Source organism: Bacteriovorax sp. PP10, from assembly GCF_035013165.1.
Taxonomy (GTDB): domain Bacteria; phylum Bdellovibrionota; class Bacteriovoracia; order Bacteriovoracales; family Bacteriovoracaceae; genus Bacteriovorax; species Bacteriovorax antarcticus.
The window spans coordinates 524795-537316 of sequence record NZ_JAYGJQ010000001.1 but is presented as its reverse complement, the minus strand read 5'-3'; the positions used below and the strand labels follow the sequence as shown (position 1 = coordinate 537316).

The 12522-nt window shown below is 38.2% G+C and carries 13 protein-coding genes and 1 other RNA gene; 6 read left to right on the top strand and 8 right to left on the bottom strand.

The window, feature by feature from the left end; genetic code table 11:
• Nucleotides 1-40 precede the first annotated feature (40 nt).
• The 3 genes from SHI21_RS02580 (at nt 41) to rnpB (ending at nt 1976) form a co-directional block, all read left to right on the top strand.
• Entirely contained in the window at nt 41-757 is a 717-nt protein-coding gene (locus SHI21_RS02580) for a zinc ribbon domain-containing protein (RefSeq protein WP_323574553.1), read from the top strand.
• 81 nt (nt 758-838) lie between these two features.
• Nucleotides 839-1597 (top strand): transglycosylase SLT domain-containing protein, encoded by a 759-nt coding sequence (locus tag SHI21_RS02575; RefSeq protein ID WP_323574552.1) that lies wholly within the window; start codon nt 839-841, stop codon nt 1595-1597.
• A gap of 50 nt (nt 1598-1647) precedes the next feature.
• An RNA gene (rnpB, locus tag SHI21_RS02570) (RNase P RNA component class A) lies at nt 1648-1976 on the top strand.
• A gap of 6 nt (nt 1977-1982) precedes the next feature.
• On the opposite strand, the gene SHI21_RS02565 is transcribed toward rnpB, so the two are convergent.
• From SHI21_RS02565 to SHI21_RS02550, 4 genes are all read right to left on the bottom strand, one after another.
• A complete protein-coding gene (locus tag SHI21_RS02565) occupies nt 1983-3338 on the bottom strand; it encodes a response regulator (protein WP_323574551.1) in 1356 nt (451 codons plus the stop codon).
• A 70-nt stretch (nt 3339-3408) separates the two neighbouring features.
• Nucleotides 3409-4470, bottom strand: a complete 1062-nt coding sequence (locus tag SHI21_RS02560) for an A/G-specific adenine glycosylase (RefSeq protein WP_323574550.1) — start codon at nt 4468-4470, stop codon at nt 3409-3411.
• Entirely contained in the window at nt 4470-5270 is an 801-nt protein-coding gene (locus SHI21_RS02555) for a hypothetical protein (protein ID WP_323574549.1), read from the bottom strand. The genes SHI21_RS02560 and SHI21_RS02555 overlap by 1 nt, the downstream gene beginning before the upstream one ends.
• Nucleotides 5267-5878, bottom strand: coding sequence for a helix-turn-helix domain-containing protein (locus SHI21_RS02550; RefSeq protein WP_323574548.1), 612 nt, complete (start codon nt 5876-5878; stop codon nt 5267-5269). Before SHI21_RS02550 ends, SHI21_RS02555 begins: the two co-directional genes overlap by 4 nt.
• Nucleotides 5879-6027: 149 nt before the next feature.
• On the opposite strand from SHI21_RS02550, the gene SHI21_RS02545 reads away from it, so the two are divergent.
• Nucleotides 6028-6465: a pentapeptide repeat-containing protein gene (locus SHI21_RS02545; protein WP_323574547.1), complete on the top strand. Its 438-nt coding sequence runs from the start codon at nt 6028-6030 to the stop codon at nt 6463-6465.
• A 191-nt stretch (nt 6466-6656) separates the two neighbouring features.
• On the opposite strand, the gene nadB is transcribed toward SHI21_RS02545, so the two are convergent.
• Nucleotides 6657-8213: an L-aspartate oxidase gene (gene nadB, locus SHI21_RS02540; RefSeq protein WP_323574546.1), complete on the bottom strand. Its 1557-nt coding sequence runs from the start codon at nt 8211-8213 to the stop codon at nt 6657-6659.
• Nucleotide 8214: 1 nt separating this feature from the next.
• Nucleotides 8215-9057 carry a carboxylating nicotinate-nucleotide diphosphorylase gene (gene nadC / locus SHI21_RS02535; protein WP_323574545.1) on the bottom strand — a complete coding sequence of 281 codons (843 nt, stop codon included), beginning with the start codon at nt 9055-9057 and terminating at the stop codon, nt 8215-8217.
• Nucleotides 9058-9178: 121 nt separating this feature from the next.
• Between nadC and SHI21_RS02530 the strand changes: the two genes are divergently transcribed.
• The gene (locus SHI21_RS02530) at nt 9179-10153 is read left to right on the top strand and encodes a hypothetical protein (protein ID WP_323574544.1); all 975 of its coding nucleotides are present in this window, start codon (nt 9179-9181) and stop codon (nt 10151-10153) included.
• Between the two features lie 108 nt (nt 10154-10261).
• Nucleotides 10262-10579, top strand: coding sequence for a hypothetical protein (locus SHI21_RS02525; RefSeq protein ID WP_323574543.1), 318 nt, complete (start codon nt 10262-10264; stop codon nt 10577-10579).
• Here SHI21_RS02525 and SHI21_RS02520 read toward each other — a convergent pair.
• Nucleotides 10576-11646, bottom strand: coding sequence for an ATP-binding protein (locus tag SHI21_RS02520; RefSeq protein WP_323574542.1), 1071 nt, complete (start codon nt 11644-11646; stop codon nt 10576-10578). The genes SHI21_RS02525 and SHI21_RS02520 overlap by 4 nt on opposite strands.
• Entirely contained in the window at nt 11646-12293 is a 648-nt protein-coding gene (locus SHI21_RS02515; protein WP_323574541.1) for a response regulator transcription factor, read from the bottom strand. Before SHI21_RS02515 ends, SHI21_RS02520 begins: the two co-directional genes overlap by 1 nt.
• Between the last annotated feature and the right edge of the window lie 229 nt (nt 12294-12522).

The following is a 12522-nucleotide window of genomic DNA, read 5'->3' as shown; positions in this document are numbered from 1 at the left end:
ATACTCAAAAGCACTAGGCATTAACAAGGAAGGATCGGTCATGTTCCTCGACAGCTTTAGGCATTTAATCGAAATTGAAGCCCTTAAGAAGGAAAATCAGCAAAATTCCCTGCGAATCTCCAGTGAAAACAAGAGAATATCCGACTTAGAAGAGCGTCGTAAAAAGACCCTGGTGCTGAATGAAAATTTAACCTTAGAAGAAAAAAGTTTAAAGCTTACCGAGTCACAAAATCAAATTGAAGATTTGCAGCTGCGTCTTTCGAAATTAACTTCACAATTGTCTCTTGCAGTTACCGAAAAAGAGCAAATTGCCTTCGAGAATCAAATAAAAATTGTTAAAGATGAAATTGAAAGATTAGAAATGCTATACTTCGAAAACTTAGAAAAAAGCGAAGAGTTTCTTGCTCTCATTCAAGAAAATAATGAGTTCATGAAAGGCTCAGTGAACACGCTTGAAGAAATAAAAAAAGAAGTAAAAGAAAATATCGCCAAAGAAGAAGTCATCATCGAAAACCGTAAAAAGCGTATCGATTCTCTGACTGACTTATGTCATCCCAGTTTAAAAACTCTTTATCTCGACCTGGAAAAGCGCTTCGCTCCTAAGGCCGCTGTAAGCTTTTTAATCGACCGCAAATGCACGGCCTGCCACATGCAGGTGGATTCCGTTCTGGCCCATTCTCTGGACGAAGGAAGAAGTCTGGAGACCTGCCCATCGTGCTCTCGCCTGCTTATCCCCGATACGGCCCGTATTTATTAAGTATAAATTATACACCCTCTAGTACTAGGCTGCGTTTTTCTGTAGATAGCCTGAATGATTTACGCCAAAGTAGCCCTATTTATGTTTTCCCTAGTCACTCTTTCAGCTTTTGCTGAAGAGAGTATTGATAAGGGTTATCGCCTTCCTGGTGAAACGGTTATTAAAGATTTCACTTTAATGAAACTCACTCCAGAAAAACACTCTCTGGCCTCTCACATTGTAAAAATCAATTACAAAATTCCAAAGGCCCAGGCCTTAGAAATCGCTCACCATATTTTAAAAGTCTCAGATTGTTTTAAAATTGATCCATGGATTCTTACAGGTCTGATTCAAAAAGAATCTTCATTCAACAAAGATGCTGTCAGCCAGACAAACGCTGCGGGATTAACTCAATTCACGTCAAGTGGACTCAAAGAAGTTAACGATCAACTTGGTTTCCGCGGGCGCGAAGCTGCGACTGAAAACGCTATACTTTATTTCAATTCAAAAATCAGAAGCTGCATCGATCCTAGCTGGGTAGATTTATGGGTTCGAGTTGAATTGCCGGAAACAGATCCTGAATTTTACAGACAACTTAAAGAAGAAATTAAAAGAGACATTCCTACGGCCATTACTTACGGGGCCATTCTTTTAAAAACATATGTGGCCTTCGTAGACACTAAAAATAATCGCGCCGATGGTGAAGAAGTTAATCTTCCTACGAGCGAAATCTATTTCAGAGCACTTCAAATCTATAATGGTGAAGAGGGCGAAGCTAAAGTGAATTACGCTAAAAATGTCTTCAAAAACCTTCAGGGTTTCTACCCGAATAAAGTTAATTTCCCATTTCTGGCAGATTAAAATTTCACATCTCTTGACGAAACTTCCATAAAAATAGATAACCGCTATTCCGAGAAGAGGAGATCATCGCTGGCCTTGATAGCAATATCGAGACGGGAGGAAAGTCCGGACACCACATGGTAACGTAGCGGATAACGTCCGCCCATCGCGAGGTGAGGACAAGTGCAACAGAAAGTATGTACAGGTAATGCTGTAGTGAAACCAGGTAAACTCTACGTGGTGCAAGCTCAAATAGGCTTAGGCGTTTCCCGGTAACACGGTCGACTAGGAAGGACCACTTCCGATGCTAAGCGGGTAGAGTGCTCGAGCCATTGGGTAACTAATGGCCTAGATGAATGATGATTTAATACAGGATCCGGCTTAAACCTCTTCTCGGTTTTTTCCTTTAAGTCTTCTTCGTCGCCGTGACCATGTTTTGAAGTGCGGTTAATGTCTGCCCATAAGTCGATTTATTAAATCGCAATTGAAGTTTAGAAAAGATATTTTTCATATCAGCAGAATTCGGGCTCCCTCCTACTTTTAGAAGTTCATCCACAAAACTCTCAGTCACAATAAACATCATACTTAAAGGCATCAGAGTCGCGCTATAGTTCTCGACAAACCCTATCCCTGTTCTAGATCCATGATGTTCTTTAATAATCGTATCAACCCCAGGAGGGATGTTATCAAACTTACTCACCACTTTTGCAGACTCCAGCGCATGACTTTCAACTCTTTTTCTTTCTTCATCTCTTAATTCAGTTTTATTAAAATCTTCCAGCGCATTTATTTCTGTCAGATCCGATCCGTTAAGTGAAATATCATGAAAGTAAGCAATGTAGGCCAGCTTCTCTCTAATTTGAGGTGACTGCCAATCAAACTTAGAAATGATTCGATGAAGAATCAAGCAACACAAATAAGAATGAGCATAAGCGTACGAACACTCGTTTGCCTTAAGTGCTTTTAGAAATGTCGCCAGAATATTCTGCTCTTTTAGAAGAGCTGTCATTGAAGCAATACTCTCCTCTACCAGCTTTACTGTATGCTCATCAACACCAATGGAATTGATACGTTCTTGAGTGACTCTATAAGCATCAGAAGAAAGAATGATTCTCTTGCTGCCAGAGATCGTTTGATCACTTAATTTTTTTATTAAATCTTTCGTAACAAAATTTACAAACTGTGTGAAATTTTCTTTAGCGATAAAGAACTCATGAAGTCCTGTTTCATAATACCTAAGAATATCTTCTCTGCTAAAGTGGTCCCCGGCATGAAGACGTTTTACATATTGAAATTCATTGTCATTTTTCTTAACTCTGATGAACACATCACAGCCAGACATAATCGTATTAATGTTCATGAAGTAATAAATACTGACAGGGACATATTCTGGAAGCTTGGCAAAAGCGTCCGATCCTCCGACTTTCAAAATCTGATTCACTTTTTCAACAATAGCTCTCCAATCTGCATTCCCTTCGACCTGGAATGAGTGCTTATAAATTGAAACGTTATTTCCAACAACTAACAATGGAGTTTTTAATTTTTCGCTGATGAGATACTGAGCAAGATTAAATCCGGCACTATCGTTTTTAATGATCTCGCGACAGATAATTAAATCCATTTCCGGCAAGATCTTTAAAAGCTCGATAGCTTCTTTCGAAGAACTCATTTCAACAACGTCTGAACCAAGAGTTTTGGCTAAGTTCAACTTAATGATCTTTCTTAATGTTTCATCATTTTCAATGATTAGAATTTGAGTCATATCTGCTTATCGGCACAATACAAAATCAGATAAGTCCACAGTTGATGTAAGTTCGAAGTATTGTAAAAAGTTATTTTGCTTTATTGAGTATTTTGAAAACTTTCTGTGTGGCCGTCGACATATTGAGCTTTTCATCATTAGTTTTGAACTCATACACAATCTCGATCTTTTTAGTCATCTTTTCAAATTCTTCCAAAGACATTTCCAGAATGTAGTTATGAATATCGTATTTAGTGATTCCCGTTTTTACATACGGTAGTTTCTCATAATTTTGTTTAATTTTGATATGGGGGTACTGCTTTAACTTCTCATCATTGGTCTCAAGAATGAATGTGGGCAATTCCCATTGTCCGGAAAGCCATTCCTTTGCACCTTTTTGATAAACCAGAATTTTCTTTTTTTCTTTCACGACAACTCTTAGAGTCCTAATGAATAGTTCTTCTGACTCTTTTTTGGCCCCTTCAACTGGATACTGAAGCGGATCACCACTCGCTTTTGCTTTACACTTAGGAGCAAGCGGACAAAGAACACATGAGGCCTTTCTCGCCTGACAAATAATTCTTCCCAGATCCATCATGGCTTCGTTAATCGCTCGAGCTGAGAGCCCATCCATCTCGGCCATAATTTTCTTATGAGCAAAGTCACTCCACAATCTCTTTTGAAGTTTCGGACCTTTCTCTACATCCACACCATAAAAGCGTGCCAACACTCTTTCTAAATTCGCATCCACTGCTAAAGCTTTTTTATCAGCACCAATTGCGACAATAGCATTGGCCGTATAAGGCCCGATACCTTTTAGAGTTTGCAGGTCATCAATGTTAGTTGGAATTTGTCCTTTGAATTCTTCGACAACTTGAATAGCAACATTTCTTAAACTTCTTGCTCGTCTATAATACCCCAGGCCTTTCCATGAAATGCAAACCTGCTCTTCAGTAGATTTCGCCAGATCAAAAATAGTTGGATACTCAACGAGAAATCTTTCAAAGTGATTTAACACCGTTCCAACAGTTGTCTGCTGAAGCATGATTTCTGAAACTAGAGTTTTATAAAGAGTTCTCTTCTCTCGCCATGGTAGATGAGAATATTGAGACTCGGACCACGTAATGAGATTTGAAAAAAGTGTATGTGCCATTATCTGCACATTTTAGTAAATTCCTTCGCATAGTCAATCAGATCATTCGCAGTAAATGCTTTAACGCCATCGCCTATCATCTTTGCGCCATTGCTTTCCAAGAAAGTTCTCATTTCCGCCGACATTTCATCAATATCTGTCACAATCAATAAATGTTTAGCTTTCGAATCTTTCATCCAACGCAAAATTCTCGCCTGATCATTCATCCCATAGGCCATACAAACACTCGAGTTCTCCCCGACTTGTTTAATAGAAGTATTGTAAACGGAAACATTCACTTTACTCTTACACGCCAATTGCACTTTCTCGATAAACGATCTTCTTGCACAATGATCCGGGTCTTTATTGTAATCAACCGTCTTCAGTGATGATGAAACATCAAACCAGACTTCGATTTCAGCTGGAGCTGCATTTGGTTTTTCTTTGCCACAAAAAATATCAAAGTAATTGTTCTTATCACAATTAACCATGTTCGTTTCAAGCGCATTAAAGTTCTTAAGCTCTACTGCTTTTTCTTCATTGCGTTCTGCAATTTCTTTTGCATCTGGTTTTTTATCGGGTTTCTTTTCCATATAACCGTACTGCGGATGGAAACATCCATCTCCCATCGGCACACAATGCTCCATATCTGCCTGAGCAACATACTTCGACATCTTCGTTGTATCCATTTTATCTAACTGCTCAAGGAGCATTGAAACTTTTGCGGGAGATAAAAAAATCATTTCAATTTTTTGCGGAGTCGCCCACGTCAGCGTTGGAATCAAACATAGAGTTAAAAACGCTGTCGTGAGTTTAATCATAAATCCATACCTTTCATTTTGAAGTACTGAAACATATTGTTCCCAAGATCGACGATCAAGTCTCGCTCTTCTAATTTTAAATTTAAAAACTCTGTCATAAAAGCTCTCTGTCTTGGAGTAAGGCTTTCAAGTTTTTCTCTAATACTTTTATCTGCTCGATCTTTAGAAGAAGTTTTTTCTTCTTTAATGATCTCTCTGGTTTCTTCTCTGCGCTCTTCTGCTGTAAGCCTTCTCTCAGTAGTGGTCGTTTTGTTCTCACTCTTTTGCGTGGCCACATCAGGTGCTGAATCGGTGATCTCTTCGGGAGTCACTTCATCTTCATTCAACTCGTCTTTATAGAACTTCACCAATCTAATAAAACGGTCAGCAAAGTCCTCTTCGACAAAATCAATCATTTCATGGAGAGGTATATTGAGTTTTGCAGTGATTTTAGCAATGAGCTGAGGGTTTAACTCGGTCGACTTCTGCGAGAGGAAACGGCTCATTGTAGAGATCCCTACGTCGGTCTGTTCTGCCAGCTCTTTTTGCGACATTGCACCTCGCACTTGCATGTACTTTCGTGTAACCCCTAGAAACATCTCAACTTTCGATCTTCTGAATTCTGCCATGCAATTTTCCTTTGTCGTAAATCCCTAAAAGCATTATCGGATTGCAAAAAAATATCTTGATGCAATTTTATTCCTTGACGCAAATGGTCAACTAAGCTATTCTGAGACCAGGAAAGAGCACGGGGAAGTCTTTAAACAAAGGGTCCAATATGCAAACACTTACTTATTTTATCAACGACTTGTACACAGAGCTTGAAGAAAAATTAGGTGAGACGTCATATCAGACACTTGAAAATAAGACTGTTCTTTCAGTAACTTATCAAGATGCAACGATCTCAGGAAGCAAGCTTTCGGAAATGGTTTACGAAGACGTTATCTTCGATAACTGTACTTTTTTCGGGACTGAAATCGAGAATTGCATCTTTATTAACTGCCTGTTTATTAATTGCAAGTTCAAATTCTCACGATTTACAGATTGCAATTTTGAACAGACATCTTGGGAAAATTGCATTTGGGGAATGAGCAGTATGAAGGATTCAGACTTAAGCTCGAACGACATCAAAGATAACGTGGCTTTCGAATCATCTGGGACTGGAAGCCACACGATTACATGCTTAGCTGAGTTTTTATCTCTAAGCAGCCTTTAATTAAAATTTTAAATAATGATTTTATATAAGAGAGAGCTATCACGGACCTCCCTCACGGATCTCTACTTTCATCAATGAATTGCAGAGGGAAATATCTTTATACTTTTAATTTTGCAAAGGATTGCGAGATTATAAGGGTCACAACCCTACCACTGAGCTCTGGTTTACCGGAGCTCATTCTTTTTTTACACTTACGACTTTCTGTAAAAACATCCAACTGATTGAGTATTTCTTCTCGAAGCTAAAAGCACCTGATGCCCAACTTCAACAGCATTCCTTAAACCAATTAAACTATCAACTAACTTAGCATCTTTATAGAAGCGGTTAATCTCATCAGATAATTCATTGAACATGGCCTCTGCGCGAGATAGGCGATCTTTTGATCTCGTTAATCCCACATAGTTCCACATTGTTTGTTTTAATGTCATCCAATCCTGGTGAATTAAAGCGTTATCAACTTCTTCAGTTCCATCAATCCAGTCTTTAATTTTATCACTTGAATATATTGTCTCTTTATCCACATTTTTCAAAATATCTAAAGCGGCAAAGTGACCGAATGTCATTCCTTCCAGAAGAGATGTAGATGCCAGACGGTTGGCACCGTGAAGTCCCGTACAAGCAACTTCCCCAACAGCGTAAAGATTTTTAAGCGTCGTTTGCCCTTTAAGATCAGTCTTCACTCCACCACATGTATAATGAGCAGCAGGTACGACAGGAATGCGCTCTTTCGACATATCTACACCATGCTCTAGGCAGTGTTTGTAAATTGTCGGGAAACGATTTTTAATCCACTCTGGGTCTTTATGAGTGATATCTAGATAAACGCAGTCACTTCTTGTTTCAATAATTTCTTCAGCAATCGCGCGGGCCACAACATCACGAGGAGCAAGCTCCATATCCGGATGGTACTTCGCCATGAAACGAACACCTTGAGAGTTAATCAGTAATCCACCTTCTCCACGAACAGCTTCACTAACAAGGAAGCGTCTATGAGTCGCTCCACCGTAAAAACTTGTCGGGTGAAATTGAATAAATTCTAGATCTGTTAAAACAGCTCCAGCTCTCTTTGCCATTGCATGACCATCACCACGAGCTCCTTCAGAGTTTGTATGGTGAAGATAAAGAGCACCGATTCCACCTGTAGCTAAAATAGTATATTTCGCCAGGATTTTTTCAACTGAATGAGTTTCTTGATTGAAAACGTAGGCACCTAAAACTTTATTTTCTTCGTATCTCTGCTGAATCGTCACACCATGGTGAAGAGCTGTCAGAAGATCGATTGCTGTATGAGAGGTAAAAAATGTGACATTCTTAAAATTGTCTCTTAAATAATTTAGAAGAGTGATCTGAATATCTTTACCTGTGTAGTCTCCACGGTAAAGAATTCTTGGCATCGAGTGAGCAGCTTCTTTAGTGAAAAGAAGTTCTCCACTTTCATCGCGCTCAAAGTTTGAATGCGCTTTGTGAATTAATAAATCTTCCAGGATAGAACTTGATTCGTAGGCAACAAGTTTTGCGGCCTCACGTGAAGATGTTCCCGAACTTGCTTTCATAATATCTTCTACCAAAGATTCTTCAGAACCTTTAGCGTAGATGATTCCACCCTGCGCCCACACAGTATTAGTTGTTGATGGATCTTTTTCACGAGTGACGATACCAACTTTTAGTCCGCGCTCAGCAAGGCCTGCTGCGGCCGAAAGTCCTGCGATTCCCGTTCCAATAATTAATACATCAAATTCAAAGTTCATTTTATCCCACCGGCCTGATTTTCATCGAGAGATCGATATGAGGCGCACTATGAGTCAGGGCCCCGATACTGATGACATCAATACCATCTAGTAAAAAGTCGTTTAATGTTTCCAGCTTTACGCCACCTGAAACTTCATAAGTCACGCCAGGTTTTTTCATAGCAATGGCACTACGAAGATCATCTTGTGAAAAATTATCCAGCATAATGTTCTTCACACCTAAATCAAAAGCAAGTTTCAATTCTTCAAGTGAATGAATCTCAACAATGATGTTTTGATAAAATGTCTGCATTGACTGAAAATACTTCCATGCACCTTCTAAACCACCAAAAAATGTTTTGTGGTTGTCTTTAATCATCCATGCATCTGACTGAGAGAAACGGTGATTATGTGCCCCACCTACTCTCACTGCATATTTCTCCAGTTGGCGAAGCCCTGGAGTTGTTTTTCTTGTATCTAGGATTTTTGTATTTTTGTTAGCAGCGATCGCCACGAACTTTTCTGTGAAAGTTGAAATGCGTGTTGATTGCTGAAGAAGGTTAAGAGCAATGCGCTCCCCACTTAAAGCAATGGCAAAAGGAAGTTTGAAAGTAATCACTTCACCTTTTTTATAATTCTTTCCTTCGTATTGTTCGAAATTTTTGTAATCTAATTTGGCACCAAGATAATTAAAGGCACCAACGAAATATGGAAGGCCAGATAAGCGCACATCACTTTTAATTTTTAAAATGCACTCAACTTCATCTGTTGGGAGCTGATTTAAGTAAAAAGCGTTTCCTTGCAAATCATCTTCTGCAAAAAAACGTGCGTAGTCCGATTCAAAACCTAGTGTCTGTAAACTCATAAATACCTTTCAAAAAGTGACGATAGTCCCTTCAAATTTAACTCATCGTAACCCTTTTACCCCTGTAGTCTCAAAGAGTTAAGTCTTTTGTAAGGCATCTTAGTTTTCAAGTAGTTAGAGTATGAAATTCTTCCTTTTTGTCAGCTTTATTACGGCCTTTTTACTGGGAATAACCATGCAGCTTGGTCTTCAAAAGACGCCTGTTGCACCCAAGGCAACTCCCCTTTTCCTGGCCAGGTATAAATCAACCATCAAAGATCATTTCAAAAAACCTGAAAATGCTAATATTCTTTTTAGTTTCATTACGGGAAATAAAAATGGAATTTCTCCATATACTAAAAAAGCTTTTAAGAAACTCAACCTTAGTTTTCTTTTATCCCCTTCTGGAATTCACTTTTCTGCGCTCTTTGTTTTTGTCGCTTTCTTTTTGAAGAAGATCAAAATTAAATGGATTCGTTATTTCACGAAGGCCGGTATCGTTTCTTCTGTCTTCTTTTTTCCAAATTTTGAGGCCTTAAAAAGACTGGGAATTTTGCGACTTTTATTTCAAATTAAATTCTTATCAAAAATGAAAATCTCATTGGAGATCATCTTTTTTTTAACTTTTATTTTGTCTTTTATTTTCGGGCAATACAAAGCTTCACCATTAGGATTTATTTTCAGCTTCGCTTTTTTAGGAACTTTTTTTTCATTGAGACATAACTCTAAGATCATTTTAATTTTAGGACTATTTTCTACTCAACTTATTCTCGCTCTTTTTATGGGAGACAAAGTTTCATTACTATCTATTCCATGTGGTCTTTTTGGAAGTTTTCTTTTTACGTTTCTCTTCCCTGTTTTTGTTTTGTTTCTTCTTACTTTTTGGCTCATCCCAATCAACTGGGTCGAACCTATTTTAAAGCTCTATATAAGTAGTATCCAGGTCACCTCAAAGCTTCTAAACGGCAGCTTCACCAGCTCCTCAATCTTTCTAATTCTGGCCATCTGGATGCTCATGTTTCACAAGGCCTCTACTAGAAAATATATTGGATTTTGCCTGCTATTGTTTCTGCACACCAACACGGCCATGAATCCGGTCATTTACTCTCCGAACTAAACAGTGCTTATAAAATTAATACACAATTTCACCAATCTACCTTGACCGGTAGGCCGAAACTCAGTACAAATACGACGTCACAAACTCCACTAGTCCTAGAGAGATCTTATGAAATTATTAGCTTACTTTCTTGCGTGTCTTCTCATTCTTAGCAATACAACTGATGCTGAAGCCGCTGCTACTGCTGGAAAAGAACTTTACTCTAGCGTCGAAGAAGATATCGCAAGCTACTACCAGGCTGGTGGTGAGTGGGAGCTTACAAAAATCGATAGAATGGAATTTGTGCACTCTGAAAGTGCTGAGTACATTTTAGTTTCTGCTAAAACGAGAATCCGCAATGTGAATAACGGAAAGAAAACGAAAGAGAATTGTTTATTGAGTTATGTTCAGGACGGTAACGAGTTTCATTCGATCAACTGTTTCTAATAAGTAATTTCAAAGCGCGTCCCATTGGGAATTTTTTTAATAAAAAATTTTCCTTCCTGATGTTCCACAAGCTTCTTAATCAATAAAAGCCCCAGACCATTTTTCTCATGACCCGAATAAGGCTTAAAGTCTTTCTGACTAAAAAATTTATACTGCTCATCAGTCATTCCACCGGCATTATCTTCATAACTAAAGCCACTGAACTTATTTCTAATATGCATTTCAAGTTCTATTTTTTTTGCAGCTGCTGCTTTATGAGAGTTTGTCATCAGGTTGCAAAGAATAGTCTGCAGGTCCAATTGATCAATAAAAAAATCTTCGCTACCAGTAAAAGTCACTTCACCCTGGATATTAAATTTTTCTTTCGTCCTGTTTACTACTTCAGAAAACAAAATATCTTCCTCATCGTTAAACGAGTTAAAGTCCTGAATCGTTTTAACGATTTTTCTAAAGTCTTCCTGGTCCGGATAAAGCGATACAAGCGGCTGTAGATTGTTTTTAAGGTCATGTAAAAAAAGATCGGTCTTGATCCCTTTATAACGTAGCTTGCGGTCTAAAAACCCCTTTTTATACTTCACACGATTCACATAACGCTCAAGAGCTACGCAAGCAATCCATGTTGAAATAAGCGCATTATAAACATTCACATGAAAGAACTGATAGGCCGGAAATATTGAATGAGAAAACGGCAGCATGGCATATTCGACAATATAAGCAACCATCAGGAGTGTTGCCATGACTGGAAACCCTTCAAAGATAATAGCTGTCACAAACATAAACTGCATAACAGCGTAGTGATAACCTGGATTAAAATACTGGCCAATAAGCGTGTAACTGAAACAACCAATGTGAAAAAATGCCACCCAGTAACGAGGCAGTCTTTTCGTGTGCAGACAAAAAATTGAAAAAATATAGAAGGCCATGATCAAGCCTTTACATACAATGTACTGTCTAAATTGAGCGTCATCGAGAGCAGAAATTTCGATGTAAGGAAGAATTAAAGACTGTAGGAGAACACCGTAGGCAATGATTAAAAATGCCTTACGGTACTTAAAGTTGGCTTCCATTATTTGAGCTTGAACCCGACTCTGGGGATTGTTTGCAAATGTTCTTTAACGAACTGCACTTTGTTTTTTAGGTTTGTTAAATGTGTATCTAATTTATTACGGGAAGATTTTGAATTCCCCCATAGATAAAGAATCAGCTCCTGACGATCAATAACCTGATTCTCTCTTTCAAGGCAGTATCTTAGAATTTTAAATTCTGTTTCAGTCAACTCGATTAACTCTTCATCAACTTTCACACTCCATTCATCTTGGAATAAAACGAACTTGTGTCCGCTTAATTCGAAATCAGGATTGAATGTATAAAATGTTTCTATCTTGCGTTTTAGTTTTTGGATATCAATCGGCTTTTGAATAAAAGCATAGATTTTTTCTTCTAGAGCTTCCGAAAGCATTTCTACAGATGGTCTTCCTGAAACTAAAATAAGTGGAACCGGGCCAAGGTGGTAGCGGTACTCTGAAAGAAACTGAAAGCAGTTCTTATCTCTTAAATAATAATCAGCAATGATTAAATCGTATTTGCGTTTTAAGATTTCGCTATCCACTTCTTCATGTGTGCTGATAGTAGAAACGTTGCCGTAGCAAGAAATGTTATCACGAAGAAAGCTTCTAGCATTTTCTTCGTCTTCGATGATGAGAATGTGACCCAAGGAAAACTCCAATAAACTAATTCAATGTACGCAAATATTAACTTATTCATAGGCGAATACAAAATTAATATTATATTAAGCTCACTTGAAGAGTCTTAAGGTTAAGATTTGCAAAAGATTTGAGCATGTCTTGAATACAAATTATGAATACTCACGTGTGATTTTGTTGCAAACATGCTCGTGTTGCAGAATAACGATTCTCATTGGAGAAATAAGAGATTCTCGAACT